This window comes from Pseudomonas sp. DF5 (assembly GCF_058148225.1).
Genome location: NZ_JBYVYM010000023.1, coordinates 1 through 21,024, shown reverse-complemented (window position 1 = coordinate 21,024; position 21,024 = coordinate 1). Strand labels below are relative to the sequence as shown.

26 protein-coding genes are annotated in these 21,024 nt (G+C 58.5%); 23 read left to right on the top strand and 3 right to left on the bottom strand.

The window, feature by feature from the left end; all coding sequences use genetic code 11:
- Positions 1-29: 29 nt before the first annotated feature.
- From AC30D7_RS20370 to recX, 18 genes are all read left to right on the top strand, one after another.
- A complete protein-coding gene (locus AC30D7_RS20370; protein ID WP_490135255.1) occupies positions 30-1,532 on the top strand; it encodes a phage tail protein in 1,503 nt (500 codons plus the stop codon).
- Positions 1,519-2,754: a DNA circularization protein gene (locus AC30D7_RS20365; RefSeq protein WP_019581000.1), complete on the top strand. Its 1,236-nt coding sequence runs from the start codon at positions 1,519-1,521 to the stop codon at positions 2,752-2,754. The genes AC30D7_RS20370 and AC30D7_RS20365 overlap by 14 nt, the downstream gene beginning before the upstream one ends.
- A 3-nt stretch (positions 2,755-2,757) precedes the next feature.
- Positions 2,758-3,801: a phage baseplate assembly protein gene (locus tag AC30D7_RS20360; protein ID WP_490135254.1), complete on the top strand. Its 1,044-nt coding sequence runs from the start codon at positions 2,758-2,760 to the stop codon at positions 3,799-3,801.
- A gap of 52 nt (positions 3,802-3,853) precedes the next feature.
- Positions 3,854-4,363: a phage baseplate assembly protein V gene (locus AC30D7_RS20355; RefSeq protein WP_490135253.1), complete on the top strand. Its 510-nt coding sequence runs from the start codon at positions 3,854-3,856 to the stop codon at positions 4,361-4,363.
- Positions 4,363-4,761, top strand: coding sequence for a phage GP46 family protein (locus AC30D7_RS20350; protein WP_003222234.1), 399 nt, complete (start codon positions 4,363-4,365; stop codon positions 4,759-4,761). The genes AC30D7_RS20355 and AC30D7_RS20350 overlap by 1 nt, the downstream gene beginning before the upstream one ends.
- Positions 4,751-5,794, top strand: coding sequence for a baseplate J/gp47 family protein (locus tag AC30D7_RS20345; RefSeq protein WP_490135252.1), 1,044 nt, complete (start codon positions 4,751-4,753; stop codon positions 5,792-5,794). The genes AC30D7_RS20350 and AC30D7_RS20345 overlap by 11 nt, the downstream gene beginning before the upstream one ends.
- Positions 5,782-6,381, top strand: coding sequence for a YmfQ family protein (locus AC30D7_RS20340; RefSeq protein ID WP_490135251.1), 600 nt, complete (start codon positions 5,782-5,784; stop codon positions 6,379-6,381). Before AC30D7_RS20345 ends, AC30D7_RS20340 begins: the two co-directional genes overlap by 13 nt.
- A gap of 11 nt (positions 6,382-6,392) precedes the next feature.
- Entirely contained in the window at positions 6,393-7,544 is a 1,152-nt protein-coding gene (locus AC30D7_RS20335) for a phage tail protein (RefSeq protein WP_490135250.1), read from the top strand.
- The gene (locus AC30D7_RS20330; protein ID WP_490135249.1) at positions 7,541-8,056 is read left to right on the top strand and encodes a phage tail protein; all 516 of its coding nucleotides are present in this window, start codon (positions 7,541-7,543) and stop codon (positions 8,054-8,056) included. The genes AC30D7_RS20335 and AC30D7_RS20330 overlap by 4 nt, the downstream gene beginning before the upstream one ends.
- Before the next feature lie 129 nt (positions 8,057-8,185).
- Complete coding sequence (locus AC30D7_RS20325) at positions 8,186-9,220, top strand: phage tail protein (RefSeq protein ID WP_490135248.1); 1,035 nt, start codon at positions 8,186-8,188, stop codon at positions 9,218-9,220.
- Between the two features lie 25 nt (positions 9,221-9,245).
- Complete coding sequence (locus tag AC30D7_RS20320) at positions 9,246-9,851, top strand: tail fiber assembly protein (RefSeq protein WP_490135247.1); 606 nt, start codon at positions 9,246-9,248, stop codon at positions 9,849-9,851.
- An 85-nt stretch (positions 9,852-9,936) separates the two neighbouring features.
- Positions 9,937-10,833, top strand: a complete 897-nt coding sequence (locus AC30D7_RS20315) for a gp53-like domain-containing protein (RefSeq protein WP_490135246.1) — start codon at positions 9,937-9,939, stop codon at positions 10,831-10,833.
- Positions 10,834-11,280 carry a phage tail assembly chaperone gene (locus tag AC30D7_RS20310; protein WP_490135245.1) on the top strand — a complete coding sequence of 149 codons (447 nt, stop codon included), beginning with the start codon at positions 10,834-10,836 and terminating at the stop codon, positions 11,278-11,280. It abuts the gene before it with no gap.
- A 54-nt stretch (positions 11,281-11,334) separates the two neighbouring features.
- The gene (locus AC30D7_RS20305; protein WP_490135244.1) at positions 11,335-11,898 is read left to right on the top strand and encodes a glycoside hydrolase family 19 protein; all 564 of its coding nucleotides are present in this window, start codon (positions 11,335-11,337) and stop codon (positions 11,896-11,898) included.
- Positions 11,880-12,398 carry a lysis system spanin subunit gene (locus AC30D7_RS20300; protein WP_490135243.1) on the top strand — a complete coding sequence of 173 codons (519 nt, stop codon included), beginning with the start codon at positions 11,880-11,882 and terminating at the stop codon, positions 12,396-12,398. Before AC30D7_RS20305 ends, AC30D7_RS20300 begins: the two co-directional genes overlap by 19 nt.
- A gap of 80 nt (positions 12,399-12,478) precedes the next feature.
- A complete protein-coding gene (locus AC30D7_RS20295) occupies positions 12,479-12,979 on the top strand; it encodes a CinA family protein (protein WP_490135242.1) in 501 nt (166 codons plus the stop codon).
- A gap of 83 nt (positions 12,980-13,062) precedes the next feature.
- Positions 13,063-14,115: a recombinase RecA gene (recA, locus tag AC30D7_RS20290; protein WP_007940559.1), complete on the top strand. Its 1,053-nt coding sequence runs from the start codon at positions 13,063-13,065 to the stop codon at positions 14,113-14,115.
- An 8-nt stretch (positions 14,116-14,123) separates the two neighbouring features.
- On the top strand, positions 14,124-14,591 hold the full coding sequence (gene recX / locus AC30D7_RS20285) for a recombination regulator RecX (protein ID WP_490135241.1): 468 nt from the start codon (positions 14,124-14,126) through the stop codon (positions 14,589-14,591).
- 42 nt (positions 14,592-14,633) lie between these two features.
- On the opposite strand, the gene AC30D7_RS20280 is transcribed toward recX, so the two are convergent.
- Positions 14,634-15,752 (bottom strand): LOG family protein, encoded by a 1,119-nt coding sequence (locus AC30D7_RS20280; protein ID WP_490135240.1) that lies wholly within the window; start codon positions 15,750-15,752, stop codon positions 14,634-14,636.
- A 490-nt stretch (positions 15,753-16,242) separates the two neighbouring features.
- On the opposite strand from AC30D7_RS20280, the gene AC30D7_RS20275 reads away from it, so the two are divergent.
- Entirely contained in the window at positions 16,243-16,437 is a 195-nt protein-coding gene (locus tag AC30D7_RS20275) for a hypothetical protein (RefSeq protein ID WP_490135239.1), read from the top strand.
- Here the strand turns inward: AC30D7_RS20275 and AC30D7_RS20270 are convergent, their stop codons facing one another.
- Positions 16,438-16,863, bottom strand: coding sequence for a PA3611 family quorum-sensing-regulated virulence factor (locus AC30D7_RS20270; RefSeq protein ID WP_018926956.1), 426 nt, complete (start codon positions 16,861-16,863; stop codon positions 16,438-16,440). It abuts the gene before it with no gap.
- 189 nt (positions 16,864-17,052) lie between these two features.
- Between AC30D7_RS20270 and AC30D7_RS20265 the strand changes: the two genes are divergently transcribed.
- The 3 genes from AC30D7_RS20265 to AC30D7_RS20255 all read left to right on the top strand — a co-directional run bounded on the left by AC30D7_RS20265 (position 17,053) and on the right by AC30D7_RS20255 (position 19,150).
- Positions 17,053-17,811 carry a tRNA-uridine aminocarboxypropyltransferase gene (locus AC30D7_RS20265; protein WP_490135238.1) on the top strand — a complete coding sequence of 253 codons (759 nt, stop codon included), beginning with the start codon at positions 17,053-17,055 and terminating at the stop codon, positions 17,809-17,811.
- Between the two features lie 250 nt (positions 17,812-18,061).
- Positions 18,062-18,712 (top strand): response regulator transcription factor ErdR, encoded by a 651-nt coding sequence (gene erdR, locus AC30D7_RS20260; RefSeq protein WP_018926954.1) that lies wholly within the window; start codon positions 18,062-18,064, stop codon positions 18,710-18,712.
- Between the two features lie 75 nt (positions 18,713-18,787).
- Positions 18,788-19,150, top strand: coding sequence for a diacylglycerol kinase (locus tag AC30D7_RS20255; RefSeq protein ID WP_018926953.1), 363 nt, complete (start codon positions 18,788-18,790; stop codon positions 19,148-19,150).
- Here the strand turns inward: AC30D7_RS20255 and AC30D7_RS20250 are convergent.
- Positions 19,147-20,073 carry a LysR family transcriptional regulator gene (locus AC30D7_RS20250; RefSeq protein WP_018926952.1) on the bottom strand — a complete coding sequence of 309 codons (927 nt, stop codon included), beginning with the start codon at positions 20,071-20,073 and terminating at the stop codon, positions 19,147-19,149. The genes AC30D7_RS20255 and AC30D7_RS20250 overlap by 4 nt on opposite strands.
- 122 nt (positions 20,074-20,195) lie before the next feature.
- Between AC30D7_RS20250 and fpr the strand changes: the two genes are divergently transcribed.
- A complete protein-coding gene (fpr, locus tag AC30D7_RS20245; RefSeq protein WP_002554680.1) occupies positions 20,196-20,975 on the top strand; it encodes a ferredoxin-NADP reductase in 780 nt (259 codons plus the stop codon).
- The last annotated feature ends 49 nt before the right edge of the window (positions 20,976-21,024 follow it).

Genomic DNA, 21,024 nt, shown 5'->3' with positions numbered 1-21,024 from the left:
CGGATCAATGCGGTGCAGCAGGTGCAGTGATGGCAGACACACAAACGAAAGGGAAAACATCGGTGCTGCTCACGGGCATCGATGAACTGTCACCCAAACTCGGCGCCCTTCGGGAAAAAGTCGAGAGCTTCAAGAAAAACCTGGAGCAGACCGGCCTCGGCAAACTGGACATCAGCGGTCTGTTCAAGGGCGGTAGCGTGATCACGCCGTTCGTGGATGCAATCAAGGTGTCCGACGCGTTCAAGGGCAAATTGACCGAAGTCGGTGAAGCTGCCGAAGGCGTTGATTTGCCGAAAGCGCCGGTGAGCGCTACGCAAAACATGAATGTGTTCAGTCGCTCGATGGAGCAGGTATCGATCGCGGCCAACACGGCCTTGCAGCCTGCTGTCGCGACCGTAACGGCAGGTCTTCAACCGTTGTTGGCTGGATTTGGCAGCCTGCTTGATGACAACCCGAAATTGGTCGAAGGGTTGGCGGCAGGTGCCATCGCATTTTCGGCAATGCAAACGGCCGTGACTGGCGCGACGCAAGTGTTCGATCTGATGAGCATGGTGCTCAAGACCAATCCGATCATGCTGATTGCCATGGGCATTGCCCTGGCGGCCGGTGTGATCATTGCCAACTGGGAGCCGATTTCGACGTTTTTCGCCGGGCTCTGGCAAAAGGTTGTCAGTTTCTGGGCGCCGATCAGCGGAGTGTTTGCGGCAATTTTTGATCAAGTAAAAGCAGTCGTGAGTGCAGGATTCGACTTCCTCAAGGCGTGGTTTGCCTGGACGCCCTACGGAATGATCCTGAACAACTGGGGGGCCGTTGTCGGTTTGTTTGCGGCGATCTGGGATCTGCTTGTGGCACTGACTGTGCCGGTGAAGGAGAAACTGCGCAGCCTGTTCGACTGGGTGCCGCTGGACGCCATTGCCGCCGCTTGGGATCAGGTCCCTGCCATGTTCTCGGGCTACTGGGAGTCGATCAAGCTTGGAGCGCAGGCGTTCTTTTCCTACCTCAGCGGGCTGTTCACTTGGTCGCCCTTGGATGCACTGAGCGAAACATGGGCATCTGTGGTTCAGTTTTTCAGTGAAAAAGCGGAAAAGCTCCGGGCCATTCTGGCGCCCATCCAGGAGATGCTTGGCGGTAGCTTTGGTGGTTTTATCGCCCAAATTACCGGCAAGGTCGAAAGCTTCACCGAGGTGCAAAAGAAAACCAATGCTGAAGGCAAGGGTGAGTTTGCGCCGGCGGCGGCGTTCATCAATGCCGCTTCCGCGCAGTCTTCAAACCCACTGGCGACTCCCGGCAGTTTGCCGCTCAAGTCGTCGTTGTTGCAGCCCGGTTCTCTGACTCAAAACTCCAACGCCTTGATCCAACAAAGCGCCGCCAACAATCGCACGCAACTCGAAGGCGGCCTGACGGTTCGCTTCGAAAACGCGCCGGCCGGGCTGCGCACCGATCAACCGCAAACCAATCAACCGGGGCTGTCGCTCAACTCGCGCATCGGCTACCGCTCACTTTCCATGGGAGGCTCCAATGAGTTGGCGTGACCGTTTGTTGCCGGCGTCCTTTCGCGGTGTCGGTTTCTGGGTCGATCAGGCGAAAACCCCGGTCGGTAAAAAGGGCCAGTTGCACGAGTATCCGCAGCGGGACCTGCCGTTTTTCGAGGGCCTTGGCCAGCAGGCAAAGATCCACGATCTGACGGCGTTCATCGTCGGCCCCGATTGCCTGGAGCAGCGCGACAAGCTGCTCAAGGCGCTGGAGCAGGGCAGTGGTGAACTGGTGCACCCGTGGCTGGGGCGGATACAGGTCAAGGTCGGCGAATGCGACATGACCCATACCCGCCAGGACGGCGGGCTGGTGACCTTTACGCTGAAGTTTTACCCCGATGAGCCGCTGCCGTTTCCGACGGCCACGGTCAGCACGCAGAAGGTGCTGCTGGCCAAGGCCGATACCTTGCTGGGCTCGGCGGTGGCGCGTTTCGAACAGGCCATGACCCTGATCAAGGCCGCGCGAATCGGCATCGCCAATCTGCGCAACAGCCTGACCGGGGTGTATGACGTAATCAAGGAACAGCTCAAACCGTTGATCGAGCAATATCGGCAGATCACCGAGCTGGTCAAAGCGGTCAAGGAATTGCCCAAGGAAGTGGCGGCGGAATTCAAGGGCTTGCTCGGCGATATCAAATCGCTCAAGGACTTCGCGAAGGAGGGTTATCGTGGCGTGATTGCCGACGTGTCCCAACAGCTCGAAGCCATCCGCAAGGCCGATGCGCCGAAGCTCACCACCGGCAAGGACACCACAGCTGCAGCGCAAGCCATGGCCGATCTGGTGCAGGACACGCTGCTGGTCAAAGTGGCGCAATGGGTCGCCTCGATGCCGGTCGCGTCGACACCGGTGAAACTGTCGTCGACACCATCGCTGGAGCAGCAGGCGAACCTGCCGGTCACCCGGCAGGAAGTGCCGGTCACCGACGATTTGAAAGCACTGCAAAAGGCGCTGGTAGAGGCGACCAACCCGATGCTGGACAAGGCCGGTCCCGCGCATTATCAGGCCATCGACGATGTGAAGCAGGCGCTGCTTGCGCATCTCAAGGCAGTGGCGTCGTCGGGTGTACGACAGGTCAGCAAGTCTTTTCAGGAAAGCCTTCCGGCGCTGGTCGTGGCGTACAAGCAATTTGCCGATGCAACGCGGGTCACCGAAGTGATTCAGCGCAACGGGATTGCCCATCCGGGGTACGCGCCTAACGATGTGAAAGTCTCCGGGAAGTGAACCATGAACGAGATGGATAACCGCGTCACGTTGACGGTCGGCGGCCTGGAATACGGTGGCTGGAAAAGCGTGGAAATCACGGCGGATCTGGAGCGTCAGTTCCGCACCTTTAAACTCAACATCACCTGGCAATGGCCGGGGCAGACCGTGGACAAGCGGATCCAGCCCGGAGACGCCTGTGAAGTGCGCATCGGCCAGGATCTGGTACTGACCGGGTATGTGTTCAAGGCCCCGATCAGCTATGACGGGCGACAGATCAGCCTGAACATCGAAGGCAGTTCTTGTACTCAGGACCTGGTGGATTGCGCCGCGACCAACCGCCCGAATCAATGGCATGAGCAATCGCTGTTGAGCATCGTCGAAGCGCTGGCGATCACCTACAAGGTCTTTGTGGTCAGTGAAATTCCCGAGACCGCCCGGCTCAGCAGTCACACCATCGTGCCGGGGGAAACGGTGTTTCAATCCATCGACCGCTTGCTGACGTTATTCCGGGTGTTTTCTACCGATGATGCCCAGGGCCGGTTGGTGTTGGCCCGGCCTGGCAGTGGTGGCCGAGCCAGCGATGCGCTGGAGTTGGGCAAGAATATTCTGTCGGCCAACGCGCCGATGGATTACAGCCAGGTGTTTTCCGAATACCGGGTCATCGGTCAGCAAAAGGGCACGGACAAGAAGAGCGGGGCGGCAGTCAGCGAAGTTGAATCGGTGTCCGCCGACCTGAGCTACAAGCGTCGGCGGGTCACGGTGATCAATGAAGGCATGCAGATCAATCCCGATCTCGCCTTGCAACGGGCCAACTGGGAAAGCGCTACCCGCGTCGGCAAGGCCAAAACCACCACCTATCAGGTGCAGGGTTGGCGGCAATCGAACGGCGATCTGTGGCGTCATAACACGTTGGTGCGGGTCAAGGATCCGGTACTGGGGTTCGATGACGACATGCTGATTTCCAAGGTGACCTACTCGCTGTCGGCGCAAGGCTCGGTCACCACCCTGCAAGTTGCACCGCCGCATACCTTCGACGCCAACCCCGAGCCCCCGAAGAAAACCTGATAGCCCCTTAAAAGATCGCAGCCTTCGGCCTCGCTCCTCCAAGGAATTCAACATGAGCCTACTGACACGACTCCTGGCGCGCGGCACTGTCGTGCTCGCCAACTCGGCCACCAAGCTTCAATCGCTGCAAATGCGCCTCACCGCCGGCGAAGTGAACGACGACATGGAGCACTTCGAACCCTACGGTTTCACCAGTAACCCGCTGGCCGGCGCCGAAGGTATCGCCACGTTTCTGGGCGGTGATCGCTCCCACGCCATCGTGCTGGTGGTCGCCGACCGTCGCTATCGCCTCCAGTCCCTGGCCGCGGGAGAAGTGGCGATCTACACCGACGAAGGCGACAAGATCCACTTCAAGCGCGGGCGGATCATCGACATCGAAACCGCCACCCTGAATATCCGCGCCAGCAGTGCAGTCAACTTCGACACACCCGTGATCAACCAGAGCGGAAAAATCGTTTCCACCGGCGATCAAGTTGCCGGCGGCATCAGCCAGATCAAACACGTGCACGTCGGCGTGCAAGCGGGCAACGGCCAGAGCGGCGCACCGGCGGGAGGGCAGTGATGTTGATCAGCCAGAACCTCCACGCCGCACTGACTCGCGCAGTGTTGATCAGCCTGTTCACCTGGCGCCGTGCTGCCGATGACGATGCCCTCGACGACGAAGAGCGTTTCGGTTGGTGGGGCGACAGCTTTCCTACGGTGGCCGACGACCGCATCGGTTCGCGGCTGTGGCTGCTGCGCCGGGTCAAGCTGACCCGCCAGACCCAGATGGACGCCGAGTTCTACGCCCGCGAAGCCCTGCAATGGCTGATCGACGACGGCCATTGCAGCGCCATCGACATCATCAGCGAACGCCTCGACGCCCAGCGCCTGAACCTGCGCACGGTCCTGACCCTGGCCGACGGCGAACGCCTGGACATCAACCCCGATAACAGTTGGCAGGTGATCTATGCCGTTTGAAACCCCTTCGCTGCCGGTGCTGATCAAGCGCACCCAAAGCGACCTGGCCAGCGATTCGCTGCGCCAGTCCGATGCGCAAGTGCTGGCCCGCACCCTCGGTGGCGCCGCCTACGGCCTGTATGGCTACCTGGACTGGATCGCCGAGCAGATCCTCCCGGACAAGGCGGATGAGTCGACCCTGGAACGGATCGCCGCACTGCGTTTGAACCAGCCGCGCAAATCCGCACAAGCGGCCAGCGGCAGCGTCAGCTTTACCGCCAGCGCCGGTGCCGTGCTGGATGTCGACACCCTGCTGCAATCAAGCGACGGTCGCACCTACAAAGTGACCGCCGCGCGCACCACCAACAACGGCCTCAACAGCACCACCATCGCCGCGCTCGAAGCCGGTAGCCTGGGCAATGCCGAGGCCGGCTTGACGTTGATACCGGTGCAGCCGATTGCGGGGATCGTCGGCAATAGCTTTACCGTACTGGCGCCGGGGCTCAACGGTGGTGTGGCGCGGGAAAGCCTGGAGTCACTGCGCTCGCGGGTGATTCGCTCCTACCGCATCATCCCCCACGGCGGTTCGGCCCAGGACTATGAAACCTGGGCCCTGGAATGCCCTGGTGTGACCCGCGCCTGGTGCCGTGGCGGTTTGTTGGGGCCGGGCACGGTCAGCCTGTTCATCATGCGTGACGACGATCCGCAGCCGGTGCCGAATGACGAACAACTGGCCGAAGTCCAGGCCTACATCGAGCCTCTGCGCCCGGTCACCGCCGAGGTGCATGTACAGCGGCCGGTTCAGGTACCGGTCGTCTATCACCTCAGCGTGAGTCCCGACACCACGGCAGTCCGTGCGGCAGTCGAGGCGCAATTACGTGACCTGCATAACCGTGAAGCCGACCTCGGCCAGAAATTGTTGATCAGTCACATCCGTGAAGCCATCAGCAGCGCCAGTGGTGAATACGACCACTCACTCACCTCGCCCGTCGCCGATGTCCCTGCCAACAAAAACGAATTGCTGACGTTTGGAGGTTGCGTATGGGGGGCATAAGAACCGCCGCGCAATACCACGCCCAACTGCGCAGCCTGCTGCCCAGTGGGCCGGCCTGGGACCCTGAACAAGTTCCTGAACTCGAAGAAGTGCTCGAAGGCGTGGCACAGGAGCTGGCCCGCCTCGACGCCCGCGCCGCCGACCTGCTCAACGAAATGGACCCGGCTGGGGTCAGCGAACTGGTGCCCGATTGGGAGCGGGTAATGAACCTTCCCGACCCATGCCTGGGCGCCACGCCACTGTTCGATGACCGCCGCCTGGCCGTGCGCCGGCGACTGCTCGCGGTCGGCAGTCAAGCCGTCGGTTACTACCTCGAGATCGCGAAAAGCCAGGGTTACCCGAGCGCCACCATCACCGAACTCGAAGCCCCGCGCATGGGCCGCTCGCGTTTCGGTGCGGCCCACTGGGGCACTTGGGAAGCGCAGTTCATGTGGACGCTGAATACCGGTGGGCGATTGCTGTTGGGACGACGTTTTGGGGCGAGTTACTGGGGCGAGCGTTTCGGCGTGAATCCGGGCTCGGCACTGGAGTGTTTGATCCACCGCAGCGCACCGGCACATACCAAGGTGCACATCAATTATGACTAGGGAGTAGAGGGATGGACTATCCGAAGAGTGTGCCCAGCGCCGGGTTGGTGAATGGGAAGTTTGTGGATGAGAACCCGCTGACCGGGACGCCGGGGTCGTTGATTCCGGCGGAATGGGGGAATGGGGTGACGCAGGAGATTGTGAACGTCATCAAGGCAGGGGAATTGACCCCGGATGAGGCGAAAAGCGACCAGTTGCTGCAAGCAATTCAAACGGTCACCGCCAAGGGCTGGAATCAGGATCTGGCTCTGCCCCTAACGGCCTTGCCATTGCCGACGGTGGCGACATCTGATGCCCGCTTGCCGGTAACGCCGGCTGCGGTTTCGACCGGCGGTGGCAAGGTTTCGATTCCGGCTGGTGTGTACATCAGTCTCGGTCAGGAAGTCGTGGCCGGGCAGTTGGGGCGTTCTCGTACATTTGTGACCACAGCCTGGAGCAGCCTGGATTTGTTGGCTAACGCGGGTTACTTCCTGAGAGCGCAAGTGATAGGGGGAGTGCTGACGTTCTATACGCAGCGAGGAACAATCTATGACGCTGCTCCCGAAGGATTGAAAGGTACTGTCAATGGTGGGGCTGGTGGAGGCTTTCAGTCTACGCCGCTGGATATTTGCATCGCCTGGATCGCGACCGGAGCCCCTGGTACGACGCCAACAATACGACAGATGTATAACCGCAACCGGTTGTCATGGACTCAGACGGTGAATGGTAGCGGCGTGGTTTATCTGCCGCTGGACCCTCATGCGCGTGCAGCACGTCTGGTGGTGGGTAACCCGACTCCCCATCCCACAGCTATTACCAGTGTGTCCTTTGCGCCGGGCGGATGGCTAGGCGGCAACTATTGCTATCTGAATCCAACCGTCAACTATTCCAATAACTGGGATGGCTGGGGAACGGCAGGGGCTTCTGTTGGCATCTTTACCAGCAACGTCGTTAACGACACGACGGTTTCTTCACTGACCGCAAGTTTCGATCACTCGGAGCTGCGCTCGCTTTGGCAGGTTTATCAAGCCGAGCATACGTACGGCGCCAGTAATGCGAGCAGTGATGAGTTGCTTTTTGGTATGGGTCTCAAGGCCTTTTCTCAAGCTGACTATGCAAACGGTATTGCGATCAACTTTGCGGCGGCGGTTAACGTACTTGTGTCTTGGGAGTTGATTCGATGAACGTTATTCAAGAGCTTCATCAGTTCGAGGACGGTCTGCGTCCCGCACAACCTTCTGCCGCCCATGACTGGGACGGTGAAAAATGGCTGCTGGACGCCGCGAAAGTTGCTCAGCTGGAACAGCAGGAAGCCGAACGCCTGTGCGCCAAAGTCGATGCCGCCGCAGACAGTGCTCGCACCGCTCTGGCCGGTGATCCACTCAAAGCCATGGAATATGCCCAGGCGGCCGCTGACGCCCAAGCCTTTCAGGACGCCGGCTACCCGAAAAAGGACGTGCCGCTGGCTGTGTCTGCTTGGGTTGTTAAAGGCCGGACGGCCAAGCAGGCCGCCGAGCAGATCTTGAGTAAAGCCGCAGAGCTCAGCGACCAATTGCTGACCCTGCGCACACTGCGCCTCAAGGCCAAAACGCAAATCCGCGCGCACGCGGCCAAGGGCAAGATGGATCAGGCCCGCAGCGTGGGCGATGAAGCGTTGGTGGCTATTCGCGAATTCATCAGCGACCCGGCTGACTAGGCGAGAACCATTCAATTCCCCTGTTCAGGCCCTCGTACTCGTGGGTTTTTCTTGCAAAAAAAAATTGTGGACGCGATTGCACCACTAAACCGCGTCGACACGGACCATTTGTTATGTCAGAGGAACGATATGGATTATCCAAAAAGTGTCCCCAGCGTTGGCTTGGTAGACGGGCGGTTTGTGGATGAAAATCCGGTGGCCGGAACACCCGGTTCATTGATCCCGGCGGTCTGGGGAAATGCCGTTACCGAGGAGGTACTTGGCGTTATCACCGGTGCAGGTTTGGCGCCGATGGAAGGGAACAACGGGCAGTTGCTCAAGGCTCTGCAGGTACTGATGGCGATGGCAAGCCCTATGCGTTCATCGATCATCAATTTATCGGCTTCCAAGGCATTGACCGGCGACGATCTTGGGCTCGTACTGGTCAACGCTGCAGTCGGAGCTACGACAGTCAGTTTGCCTACGGCCAACGCGGCACTTGGTATCCGTGATGTCATTGTCCGACGGGTCGATAACACCAGCGCGCGCCTTGTTGTACAGGCCAGCGGAACGGACAAAATCAAGTTTCACACGCACTTGTCTCAAGGGGGATATCAATTTCTGGTGCTGATGGGCGCTGGAGACTGGTGGCACCTGCGCAGTGACGGCGCTGGAAGCTGGTGGCCTATAGGACGCTTCGATAGCACGCCGCTTGGTCGTCCGGTCTTTGAGACAACGTCCCTGTTGAATCCGGGTGGCTACGGACCTTTGAGCAGCACTGTCTTCGCTCGTACGGATTGGCCTTGGTTATGGGATCACGCGCAGCAATCCGGATTCATAACGACGGAGGCGGCTAGGGTCGGATCTGAAGGAGGCTGGACCAGCGGTGATGGAATACTGACATTCCGCGGCCCGGAAGGGCGCGGAGAATTCATCAGAGTTGTTGACGAGGGTCGCAGTGTTGACCCAGGTCGAATGGCTGGTAGTTGGCAAGTTGATACATTGAAGTCACACAGACATGAACTAAAAAGCGACATGTTGGGTGTTCCCTCAGGTGCCGGGTCAGTCGCTCCCGATGCTCTATTCAATCAAGGTTCGAGCAGTCTTGGTTTTACCGAAGTTACCGGTGGTGTTGAAACACGCCCGCGAAATATCGCCTACCCTGGCAGAATAAAACTCATCTGAAATCAATTTTGGTCTGAGTTTGTTAATGGATGTTCAAAGTTTTTCAATAGAGGTATTTATGTTTTATTATTATGTAAATGAAACAACGCAGGAAATTGTCGGTCCGGTGGAGTTGCCGGAGATCCCCGGTATGGGCGTTGTCTTGCCAGGCAATGCCATAGAGTTGCCGGAAGCATTGCCGGCCGCCGAAGCGGGTTACGTATGGGTTTGGCGTAACGGTGTCGCTTTGCAATTTATCGATTTACGCAACCGCCTGGTGTATCGCAAAGACACAGGCGGTCCTCAATATTGGTACGAATTGGGTCCGTTGCCTGACTATCTGACTATCAAGCCTCGCCCCGGCGAATACTATGTTTGGCTGAATGATGACTGGGCGCTGGACTTGGCTGCCGAACGAGCAGGCAAAACCGCTCAAGCCGGCGTCGAGCGAGACAATCGTCTACGTGAGGTGGTTATTCGCGTTGCACCGCTGCAATACGCCTATGAACTGGGTGAGGCTACTAATGTTCAACTGGCTACTCTGCAAGAATGGAAACGCTATACGCTCAAGTTGATGAACATTGAACAGCAACCGGATTTTCCACGGATCATTGAATGGCCGGCTTCGCCTGTCAGCATCGTAGTCGTATAAGCCCCCAAACTTACTAATAACTGGAAGTGCTGCCTTGTGTTGCCAGCACGCGGCTGCCTGCAAAATACCAACGGAAGGATATACCGTGGACTATCCCAATAGCGTCCCCAGCGCCGGACTGGTGGACGGCAAGTTTGTCGATGAAAACCTGATCACGGGGACTCCGGGCTCTTTGATCCCTGCCAGCTGGGGCAATGGTGTCACTCTGGAGTTGTTGAAAGTCATCGAGGCTGCCGGCATCAATCCATCAGAGGCGAGTAACGATCAACTCTTAACGGCGTTGCGCAGTAACAAGCTGTTTGTGACCGCGCCACAGTTCGACAGTGATCAGTCGGTCGCCACCACTGAATTCGTGACCCGCAGCGGTCTACAGTTTTCAGGTTTCAACGCCTTTCCCGCGAGCGCAACGTTGACCGCAGCCAGCGTGGGTGGGGTGGCGAGTTTTGCCAGTGCCACGCCGATCACGGCGACGTTGCCATCCATCAATGGGCTTGCCCATGCCAGCACGATCCATGTCATCAACGCCGGAAACGGTGTGCTGACCATCAACCCGGCTGGCGCCGAAGTCATCGAGACCTGTAACGGCACATTCGGGCCGGTCAAGCTTGGCCTCGGTGATTCCGCGCACTTCATCAAGCTGAGTAGCGAGTGGCGCCTGTATGGGGGCTCGGTCAGCGATAAGTACGCTTCGTCCTTCTCCGGCGTCTACGGCAACGTCGGTTACCAGAAGTATCCCAGTGGCAACATTGAACAATGGGGCGTTGGCACCACGGATGCCAATGGCGATGTCTATGTCACTTTCCCGATCTCGTTCCCGACGTCTTTTTCTTCGCTCGTGGCCACCCATGTGGGGGGCGACGGTGCGATGGTCATCCTGGTTGGGGGTACCGGGACCAAACAGGGCTGTCGCCTGAAAGTCCGGAATTTTTCCGGTCAGTCGCAGGCGGGATGGAGTGTGAATTATTTTGCGAAGGGCTATTGAATGAACGCGTTCAATGTTTTGTTTAGCGCCAATACCCGGGGCGTCTATGTGCCGGGTATCAACACTTCGGACATCCCCGACGATGTCATCGAGATTCCACAGGCGTACTGGGTATCGCTGCTCCAGCAACTGGCAGTCACCCCGAAAATGATTGCGGTAAATACCGATAACGGATTTCCAGTCTTGGTCGATCCGCCGCCGCTCGCGCCTGACGAAGCGGCCAAAATCGAGCGCCTTTGGCGTGATAGCCAGTTATCGGTCACCGATAGCATGGTCGCTCGTGACAGGGACGAACTGGAGGACGGCGGCGGCACGACGTTGACCACCGAACAATACGCCGAGTTGCAGGCTTATCGCCGTGCACTTCGGGATTGGCCGCAAGATTCGTTTTTTCCTTTCACTGAACATCGACCCACTGCGCCACTTTGGCTGAGTGGATATCTTTGAGATGAGCCACGCACTTGTCGGTGCCAGCACGGGACGACCCTTTTGGGGAGCTATATGACCGTTACACAACAGCAACTACAAAGCATCATGCCCGACGCCCGCTCCCAAGCGGGCGTTTTCATTTCCGCCCTCAACACCGCCATGTCCCACCGCAACATCAACACCCCGAAGCGCATCGCCGCCTTTCTCGCGCAAGTCGGCCATGAGTCGGGACAGTTGCAGTACGTACGCGAACTGGGCAGCACGCAATACCTGAGCAAATACGACACCGGCACCCTGGCCGCCCGTTTGGGCAACACTCCGGAACCCGACGGCGATGGTCAAGAATACCGTGGCCGAGGCCTGATCCAGATCACCGGGCGTAACAACTACCGCCAATGCAGTTTCGGTCTGTTTGGCGATGAACGTTTGTTGGCGTTGCCTGAATTGCTGGAGCAACCGCAATGGGCGGCCGAGTCAGCCGCCTGGTTCTGGGAGCAGAATGGCCTGAATGAATTGGCCGATCGCGACCAGTTCAATAGCATCACTCGTCGTATCAACGGCGGGCTGAACGGTTTACAGGATCGCCTGGAAATCTGGGCGCGGGCGAGGGCGGTGCTATGCCAGTCCTCGGTCTGATCAGTTGGCGATTGATCGGTCTGCTGGTGCTGGCCGGTTGTTCGGCGGCGCTGGCCTGGCAGTTTCAGGATTGGCGCTACGGCCGGCAACTGGCGGAACAGGCCAGGCTGCAGGCCGAGACCCTGAATCAACTGACTCTGGCGACCGCCACCGAGCAACAGGCCGAACAAAACAGGCGTCTGGCCCTGGAGCAGCGATTGTCGGCCAGTGAACAAACCCATTATCGAGCGCTTAGCGATGCCGAACGTGATCAAGGTCGCCTGCGCGATCGTCTTGCCACTGCTGATGTGCGCCTGTCAGTCCTCCTCGATGCCCATGACGCTGCCTCAACCTGTGCAGTGCCAGCCGCCTCCGGCACCGGCGGCGTGGATCATGGCGCCGCGCGAGCCCGACTTGACCCGGCGCATGCTCAACGAATTATCGCCATCACCGACGCCGGTGATCGCGGACTGATTGCCTTGCAGGCCTGTCAGGCCTACGTCAGAGCCCTCGCTCGCTAACATTTTGATCGATCCTGAACCTTGCAAGCGTGATCTGCTCGTGTACGGTAGTGCTCATTCCGCTCGATCAGGAGAGAGCCGTGAAAGATATTACTCAGCTGGCCGCTGAACTTGGCAGGCGCTTGCAGGTTCTCAATGCCCACGTCACCACTGCCGAATCCTGCACCGGGGGCGGGATTGCCGAGGCGATCACCCGCATTCCGGGGAGCTCGGCGTGGTTCGAGGCCGGTTATGTCACCTACTCAAACCGTCAGAAAACCCAGCAATTGAATGTCCCGGCCGAGTTGTTTTCAACCGTCGGGGCGGTCAGTCGCGAGGTGGTCGAGGCCATGGTCCGAGGTGCACAGGAAAAAAGCCGGGCGCGGTTTGCCGTGGCGGTCAGCGGTGTGGCGGGGCCGGATGGCGGTTCGCCGAACAAGCCCGTGGGCACGGTGTGGCTGGCCTGGGGCGTCGGTGAGCAGGTGTTCAGCGAGGTCCAGCACTTTGTCGGTAACCGTGATGAGGTCCGCCGACAAACGGTGAAGGCCGCGCTAGAGGGGCTGCTGCGGCATGCCGCTGGAGAAATCTCAAATCAGGGGTAGGCGATCCTGAAACGCTGTGGAATAATACTGGCTACTTATACAGGTGTTGGCCGTCAGGCCTTATTGATTACGTGAGGACTTTAATGGACGACAACAAGAAGAAAGCCTTGGCTGCGGCCCTGGGTCAGATCGAACGTCAATTCGGCAAGGGTGCCGTAATGCGTATGGGCGATCAGGACCGTCAGGCGATCCCGGCCATTTCCACTGGCTCTCTGGGTCTGGACATCGCGCTCGGCATTGGCGGTCTGCCAAAAGGCCGTATCGTTGAGATCTACGGTCCTGAATCCTCCGGTAAAACCACCCTGACACTGTCGGTGATCGCCCAGGCTCAAAAAGCCGGTGCGACCTGCGCATTCGTCGACGCCGAACACGCCCTCGACCCTGAGTACGCCGGCAAACTGGGCGTCAACGTCGACGACCTGCTGGTTTCCCAGCCGGACACCGGCGAGCAGGCCCTGGAAATCACCGATATGCTGGTGCGTTCCAACGCCGTTGACGTGATCATCGTCGACTCCGTGGCCGCTCTGGTGCCAAAGGCTGAAATCGAAGGCGAAATGGGCGACATGCACGTGGGCCTGCAAGCCCGTCTGATGTCCCAGGCGCTGCGTAAAATCACCGGTAACATCAAGAACGCCAACTGCCTGGTGATCTTCATCAACCAGATCCGCATGAAAATCGGCGTGATGTTCGGCAGCCCGGAAACCACCACCGGTGGTAACGCGCTGAAGTTCTACGCATCGGTTCGTCTGGACATCCGTCGTACTGGCGCGGTGAAAGAAGGTGATGAAGTCGTCGGTAGTGAAACCCGCGTCAAAGTCGTGAAGAACAAGGTGGCTTCGCCGTTCCGTCAGGCCGAGTTCCAGATTCTTTACGGCAAGGGCATCTACCTCAACGGTGAGATGATCGACCTGGGTGTGCTGCACGGTTTCGTCGAGAAGTCCGGTGCCTGGTACGCCTACAACGGCACCAAGATCGGTCAGGGCAAGGCCAACTCGGCCAAGTTCCTGGCAGATAACCCGGAAATCGCCGCGACCCTTGAGAAGCAGCTGCGCGACAAGCTGCTGACCCCAGCACCGGACGTCAAGGCTTCGGCCGTCAGAGAGACCGAAGACGACTTGGCTGACGCTGATATCTGATCGATCCGATGACCGCCGTACTAGATACACTCGTCGCGGTGCGGCGAACCGCAATGGACCTGCTCGCGCGACGCGAGCACGGTCGAGTCGAGCTGACGCGTAAACTGCGTCAGCGCGGCGCCCCCCCTGAAATGATCGACACAGCACTCGACCGCTTGACGGAAGAGGGCTTGTTGTCCGAATCCCGTTACCTCGAAAGCTTTGTTTCCTACCGTGCCCGTTCCGGTTATGGCCCTTTGCGCATTCGCGAAGAGCTGAGCCAGCGTGGCCTGCAACGTATCGACATCGAGCTTGCCTTGCGCGAGAGTGGTATCGATTGGCAGGAGCAACTGGAAGACACCTGGCGGCGCAAATTTTCCGGGCATTTACCGATAGACGCCCGGGAACGTGCCAAACAGGGCAGGTTCCTGAGTTATCGGGGATACTCCATGGAAATGATCAGCCGCTTGTTCAGCGGCCGAGGGATGGACGATTAACTGGAACGGCTCGCTATTTCGATAGCGGGCCGTTTTTTTGCTTCACGTTACCTTGGACGGTTCCCGCGTGCGTTGTTGCGGCTGGGGGTTGGATTGGGCCCAGTTTTCTGGAAGGTTGATGTAATCCACCAATTCCCGCAGACGGCCATGATCACGAGCGTTGAAGGTGAAGGACAGTCGCGTCAGATGGCTGAACTGTGCTTCGTCATGCTCTTCGCCGATGTAGGCGTGCTGATGGAAATGATCGCTCAGGCATAAGTCGGCAAATGCTTCTTGCATGTGTTCGAGTGCCCGATCCTTGAGTTTGTGATTCATTCGAATCACGAATTGATGCTTGAGCCAGCGGCTGGAGTGGAAGTTACTGTAGAACTGGTTGATCTGCTCCACGGCCTCTTCGACGCTGTAGACCAGGCTCAGCAGCTTCATGTCGGTCGGCAGGATGTAGCGATTTTCCTCCAGTTGATGGTGAATGAAATCCAGCGCGCCTTGCCAGAACCTGCCTCCCGGCACATCCAGAAGCACCACGGGCACCAATGGGCTTTTACCGGTCTGGATCAGGGTCAGCACCTCCAGTGCTTCGTCCAGCGTACCGAAACCGCCTGGGCACAGGACCAGCGCATCAGCCTCCTTGACGAAGAACAGCTTGCGGGTAAAGAAGAAGTGGAAGGACAGCAGGTTGGTGGTGCCGTTGACGGTGGGATTGGCATGCTGCTCGAAGGGCAGGGTGATATTGAATCCCAGGCTGTGCTCCAGGCCGGCACCTTCATGGGCCGCCGCCATGATGCCGCCGCCGGCACCGGTGATGACCATCAGGTCCGAGCGCGCCAGGGCGGCGCCCAGTTCTCGGGCCAGACCATATAGCGGGTGTTCTATCGGCGTGCGTGCCGAGCCGAAAACGGTAACTTTGCGCCGTCCCTTGAACTGCTCCAGCACACGGAAAGAGTGTTCGAGTTCACGCAGGGTTTGCAGGGTGATCTTGGCATTCCAGCGGTTGTGATCTTCCTGAGCCATGCGCAGCACGGTCAGGATCATGTCGCGGTAAATCGGGATGTTGGGGCTGTTGGGTGAAACCAGGTTGAGTTGTTCTTCGACCTTGCTGGTGAGGTCGTGGCCGCTTTCTTGAAAATGACGGCTCAGTAGGTCATTCGGTTGGTAAGGCATTCAACTTCTCCTTCTGCACAGAACCCTCGGCCCGACAAAACAATCGTCGGCGCCGCGACACCCCTTGTGTCGCCGTCTGCCCAAGCCCATGCCTGGGCGCTCTACCTGACTCGATTGCGATCGAGCCATCCATACGGGCTCTGCTTATCCCTTGAATGAAAGAAACGTTCGCACAATAAGACACCGTAATGGGCAGCCCCTTTTCTGCCCTCAAAAAAACAACATGAACACTTTGAATTTAGACCCTCGCAACGATTTGCGCTGGCTTGATCATTGCGCCGCAAAGTCTTTCCTGGCAACCGCTTATTGACGATTTGCAAGGTGCTTTCACCGCTCGTCTGAACGCAAGCCGCATGTCCTGCGCTCTGATTTACTAAGTTACAGGCGTGACACGACAATTTTGCGTCAACGGCAGGACGCAACATTCAAGCAATTCAGGGATTTATCGCATGATCAATGGCGATCAATGCATGCAGGGAGGCGGGAAACCATGCCCAGAGTGACTCTGGAGATCGATGCGCAACTGTATCGATTGCTGAAAGCATCGGCCGAGACCCATCATTTGAGTTTCGAAGAAGAGTGTTGCCGACGTCTGGAGGGTGGGGAGCGACGCTCGCGTTACTTGCAGGCGCTGTTGGCAGAGCTGCGCGCCGAGGATGAACAGCGGCGCGCGAATGCCAAGTAATTATTTCTTCTTCGCGGGAGTCTCTTTCGGGCAATCCGAGTCCTGGAAGCTTGCGGAGCCGACCGGACGGTTGGTTTTCACCTCGGTGAAGTCGTAACGCATGATCGCGCCCTTGGCCATCAGCTTGCGGAACCCTGGGTTTCTGCATACGGAAGCGCCAAGCTGGAAGTACACCGCTTTGGGATCGGCGCGCATTTTTTCGGCGTGGCTGCTTTGTACGCTCAAGTGGTTGATCAGCACTTTTCCTTCAGCGGTGTAGCCCTGATCAAGAATGTCTTCGTTGATCGCCCGTGGAGTGCCAACGCTGCTTTGTACGGCGACGTTTCGCAGCTCTCTGTTGAGATTCTGCTCACTCAAGGATGCAGCCTGAGCGCTAAAGGACGACGCCAGCAAAATGGCAGCGGTGGGAACGATAAGGCGCAGCATGAAACTCTCCTGGTTCAGTGACTGGTGGTTCGACCAGGCACATGACTGTGCGTTCAGTGGCGGCGAATTATAGGGGAGGAGTCCCGGACGGTACAGGCTTGCGCCGAACCCTCTGGTAAACTGCCGGCACTTTTTGCCTTGCCGAGTGTTTTTTGTGTCGATTTTCCTTACCTGTCGGCGTCGCCAGCGATGAGTCAGACCCTTGTGCATTTTTCGAAGAACGCCGTCGCCCGCTTGCGCGATGAGCGCGAAGAGGCGGGCATCAAGCCGATTCAGGCCCGTGGCTGGCGGGCAACCCGTTGCCGTGCCTGCCGCGTGATCGAGAGCCATTGTCTGTGCGCCTGGCGCCCGCAGGTCGAAACCCGCAGCGGCGTGTGCCTGATCATGACCAATAAAGAAGTGTTCAAGCCGAGCAATACCGGTTGGCTGATCGCCGATGTGGTGCGCGACAATCATGCATTCATCTGGTCGCGCACCGAGATTGATGCGCAACTGCTGGCGCTGTTGGCCGATCCGCAATGGCAGCCGTACCTGGTGTTTCCGGGCGAATACGTCGAACCCGAGCGAGTTACCCACAGTGTCGCAGTCGATAGCACCAAGCGCCCGCTGTTCATTCTGCTGGACGCCACCTGGACCGAAGCCCGGAAGATTTTCCGAAAAAGCCCTTATTTTGATGGGTTGCCGATTCTGAGCCTGCTCCCCGAGAAGCTTTCACGCTACCGATTGCGCAGGTCCACGCGCAGCGAGCACCTGTGCACGGCCGAAGTGGCCGCGCTGTGCCTGGATCTTGCTGGCGATACAGACGCTGCATCGGCACTGGACGCCTATTTTGATGTGTTCAGCCAGCATTACCTGGACGCTAAACATCAGCTGGATATGAATGTTGAAACACCGGCCCACGCCGAGCTGATGCCCTTCGTACAGCACGCGGCGCCCGTTGTCGGCTGAACGTCGCCCATACTGCAAGGAACGAGACCCGTTGGCCGCGCCATGCAACTTGACCACCCCGGCTTCGCTGGGCATGCTTGGCGCCGATTAGGGCGCGGCCACGGTTTGATACGCCGTATTTCTTACGTGAAAGTCACGTGATTGGCGTTGAACGTGCCCTGTTGGTGCCGCTGCGTGGCGGCACCTCGAGTTGTTTTGGCGAGGCCTGAATGCATCGGGCGTCCCACAAAAAAACAGGATCATTTGAAAAATGGCCACATACGAAATCCTGATTGCCGATGACCACCCTCTTTTTCGTAGTGCCTTGCATCAAGCATTGACCCTGGGCCTGGGCCCGGATGTCCGGCTGGTGGAGGTGGCGAGCATTGCCGAGCTGGAAAGCCGTCTGACCGAAAAGGCCGATTGGGACCTGGTGTTGCTGGACCTGAACATGCCAGGGGCTTACGGTTTTTCCGGGCTGGTGCTGTTGCGCGGTCAGTACCCGCAGATTCCGGTGGTGATGGTGTCGGCGCAGGAAGAAGCGTCGATCATGGTGAAGTCCCGTGAGTTCGGCGCAAGCGGTTTCATTCCCAAGTCCAGCGACCTGAGCGTCATTCAAAAAGCCGTGCGCGCAGTGCTCGATGGTGACGTTTTCTGGCCGCCACAGGCCTTCGAGGCGGTCAGCGTCTCCGACGAAGCCAAGGCGGCCAGCGAAGGCCTTGCCAGCCTGACGCCCCAGCAGTTCCGGGTGTTGACCATGGTCTGTGAGGGTTTGCTGAACAAGCAGATTGCTTACGAATTGAGCGTGTCCGAAGCGACGATCAAGGCCCACGTCACCGCGATTTTCCGTAAGCTGAATGTACGGACCCGGACTCAGGCGGCGCTGCTCTTGCAACAACTTGAGTCAATTTCGAGCCACTAAGGTGTTATGTATTCACGCTTTTTTGACTTTGCTTAATCTAGCTTTCCCACTCCTTTTTGGTCAGTTGCTTACTCTATGTCACCTTTCAAAGGCCAGACCGGCCTAAAACGCATCCTCAACGCCTCCGGCTATTCCTTTGACGGCCTGCGCGCGGCCTTCACTGGCGAGGCGGCCTTCCGGCAACTGGTGTTGCTCAATGCCATCCTGATTCCGCTGTCGTTCTTCCTGAATGTCAGCCGTGTCGAGCAGGCGCTGCTGATTGCAGTCTGCCTGTTGGCGTTGATCGTCGAATTGCTCAACTCGGCGGTCGAAGCGGCCATTGACCGCATTTCCCTGGAGCGGCACCCACTGTCCAAGAACGCCAAGGACATGGGCAGTGCCGCTCAACTCGTGGCATTGAGCATGATCGCGCTGGTATGGGCGGTGATCCTGCTTTAAGCGATGGCAGGCAGAACGATCTCGTCGCTGCGCTGAACCCCGGCGGTGAAGGCGCGGCACAGTTCGAGGAACTCGCGCATCGCCGATGTCTGATATTTCTGTTTGTGCCAGATGAAATAGAACTGCCGCGCCAGGTCCAGGTCCGGTGTTTCTACCGGCACCAGGCTGCCGCGACGAAAAGCATCACGTAGCGCCAGGCGCGAAATGCAGCCAATCCCCAAACCCGACTCCACCGCGCGCTTGATCGCTTCGGTGTGTTCCAGTTCCAGGCGAATGTTCAGCGCGCTGCGGTGGTGACGCATGGCCTGGTCAAAGGTCAGCCGCGTGCCCGAGCCTTGTTCTCGGAGAATCCACGCCTCATGACTCAGCTCCTCCATGGTGGCAATACCGCGTTGAGCCAGCGGATGCTGGGGCGCGCAGAACACCACCAGTTCATCTTCGACCCAGCTCTGCACTTCGATGTCCGGATGGCTGCAGTCGCCTTCGATTAGACCCAGATCAATTTCATAGTGAGCCACTTGTTGCACGATGTTGGCAGTGTTCTGCACATGCAGCTTCACCTGGCTTTCCGGATGACGCTGCATGAAGCTGCCGATCAGCAGGGTAGCCAGGTAATTGCCGATGGTCAGGGTCGCACCGACCGCCAGAGAGCCGAAACCGGACTTGCCGTTGAGCAAGTCTTCGATTTCCTTGGCCTGATCGAGCAGGGCCACCGCCTGCGGCAACAGCTGTTTGCCGAGGGCGTTGAGGCTCAGCCGTTTGCCGGCGCGATCGAACAGCTGACAGCTGCACTGGCGCTCTAGCTCGGTGATCGAGGTACTCGCCGCCGATTGCGAGAGGTTGAGCAGGCCCGCAGCACGGGATACGCTTTCCTGCTGGGCGACGGCGACGAATACTTGAAGTTGACGGAGAGTAAATCTCATATCGATATAACCGATAACCCTTATCTTAATAATCCATTTAACAGATATTGTCGCTGCCATTAGAATGCGATGCAATTGTGCACATCATTGGCGCAGGCAAAATCTCCAGGAGTCCCACGTACATGAGCAACATGAACCACGAGCGTGTCCTCAGTGTTCATCACTGGAACGACACTCTGTTCAGCTTCAAGTGCACCCGCGATCCGGGCCTGCGCTTCGAGAACGGTCAGTTCGTGATGATCGGCCTGCAACAGCCCAACGGTCGGCCGCTCATGCGTGCTTACTCGATTGCCAGCCCGAACTGGGAAGAGCATCTCGAGTTTTTCAGCATCAAAGTGCCTGATGGCCCGCTGACTTCCCAGTTGCAGCATCTGAAGGAAGGCGACGAGATCATCATCAGCAAAAAGCCTACCGGCACTCTGGTGCTGGATGACTTGAAGCCTGGCAAACATTTGTACCTGCTCAGCACCGGTACCGGTCTGGCGCCGTTCATGAGCGTCATCCAGGACCCGGAAACCTACGAGCGTTTCGAAAAAGTGATCCTGTGCCACGGCGTGCGTTACGTCAATGAAGTCGCTTACCGCGAATTCATCACCGAGCACCTGCCGCAGAACGAGTTCTTCGGCGAGGCTCTGCGTGACAAGTTGATCTACTACCCGACCGTGACCCGCGAGCCGTTCGAAAACGAAGGCCGCCTGACCGATCTGATGCGCAGTGGCAAGCTGTTCAGCGACATCGGCCTGCCGCCGATCAACCCGCAGGACGACCGCGCCATGCTGTGCGGCAGCCCGAGCATGCTCGACGAGACCAGCGAAGTGTTGAACAGCTTCGGCCTGACCGTTTCGCCGCGGATGCGCGAGCCGGGTGATTACCTGATCGAGCGTGCATTCGTCGAGAAGTAAGCACACCGCATTACTGAAAAGCCCCCATTGCCTGTGCAGGCAATGGGGG

Coding starts and splice junctions, on each gene's coding strand:
- AC30D7_RS20330 (WP_490135249.1), top strand. CDS start 7,541: ATGAACGTTATTCAAGAGCTTCATCAGTTCGAGGACGGTCTGCGTCCC.
- AC30D7_RS20370 (WP_490135255.1), top strand. CDS start 30: ATGGCAGACACACAAACGAAAGGGAAAACATCGGTGCTGCTCACGGGC.
- AC30D7_RS20270 (WP_018926956.1), bottom strand. CDS start 16,863: ATGCTGCGCCTTATCGTTCCCACCGCTGCCATTTTGCTGGCGTCGTCC.
- erdR (WP_018926954.1), top strand. CDS start 18,062: ATGGCCACATACGAAATCCTGATTGCCGATGACCACCCTCTTTTTCGT.
- AC30D7_RS20275 (WP_490135239.1), top strand. CDS start 16,243: ATGCCCAGAGTGACTCTGGAGATCGATGCGCAACTGTATCGATTGCTG.
- AC30D7_RS20305 (WP_490135244.1), top strand. CDS start 11,335: ATGACCGTTACACAACAGCAACTACAAAGCATCATGCCCGACGCCCGC.
- recA (WP_007940559.1), top strand. CDS start 13,063: ATGGACGACAACAAGAAGAAAGCCTTGGCTGCGGCCCTGGGTCAGATC.
- AC30D7_RS20325 (WP_490135248.1), top strand. CDS start 8,186: ATGGATTATCCAAAAAGTGTCCCCAGCGTTGGCTTGGTAGACGGGCGG.
- AC30D7_RS20250 (WP_018926952.1), bottom strand. CDS start 20,073: ATGAGATTTACTCTCCGTCAACTTCAAGTATTCGTCGCCGTCGCCCAG.
- AC30D7_RS20345 (WP_490135252.1), top strand. CDS start 4,751: ATGCCGTTTGAAACCCCTTCGCTGCCGGTGCTGATCAAGCGCACCCAA.
- AC30D7_RS20355 (WP_490135253.1), top strand. CDS start 3,854: ATGAGCCTACTGACACGACTCCTGGCGCGCGGCACTGTCGTGCTCGCC.
- AC30D7_RS20265 (WP_490135238.1), top strand. CDS start 17,053: ATGAGTCAGACCCTTGTGCATTTTTCGAAGAACGCCGTCGCCCGCTTG.
- AC30D7_RS20255 (WP_018926953.1), top strand. CDS start 18,788: ATGTCACCTTTCAAAGGCCAGACCGGCCTAAAACGCATCCTCAACGCC.
- AC30D7_RS20350 (WP_003222234.1), top strand. CDS start 4,363: ATGTTGATCAGCCAGAACCTCCACGCCGCACTGACTCGCGCAGTGTTG.
- AC30D7_RS20310 (WP_490135245.1), top strand. CDS start 10,834: ATGAACGCGTTCAATGTTTTGTTTAGCGCCAATACCCGGGGCGTCTAT.
- AC30D7_RS20335 (WP_490135250.1), top strand. CDS start 6,393: ATGGACTATCCGAAGAGTGTGCCCAGCGCCGGGTTGGTGAATGGGAAG.
- AC30D7_RS20360 (WP_490135254.1), top strand. CDS start 2,758: ATGAACGAGATGGATAACCGCGTCACGTTGACGGTCGGCGGCCTGGAA.
- AC30D7_RS20320 (WP_490135247.1), top strand. CDS start 9,246: ATGGATGTTCAAAGTTTTTCAATAGAGGTATTTATGTTTTATTATTAT.
- AC30D7_RS20280 (WP_490135240.1), bottom strand. CDS start 15,752: ATGCCTTACCAACCGAATGACCTACTGAGCCGTCATTTTCAAGAAAGC.
- AC30D7_RS20300 (WP_490135243.1), top strand. CDS start 11,880: ATGCCAGTCCTCGGTCTGATCAGTTGGCGATTGATCGGTCTGCTGGTG.
- AC30D7_RS20365 (WP_019581000.1), top strand. CDS start 1,519: ATGAGTTGGCGTGACCGTTTGTTGCCGGCGTCCTTTCGCGGTGTCGGT.
- recX (WP_490135241.1), top strand. CDS start 14,124: ATGACCGCCGTACTAGATACACTCGTCGCGGTGCGGCGAACCGCAATG.
- fpr (WP_002554680.1), top strand. CDS start 20,196: ATGAGCAACATGAACCACGAGCGTGTCCTCAGTGTTCATCACTGGAAC.
- AC30D7_RS20340 (WP_490135251.1), top strand. CDS start 5,782: ATGGGGGGCATAAGAACCGCCGCGCAATACCACGCCCAACTGCGCAGC.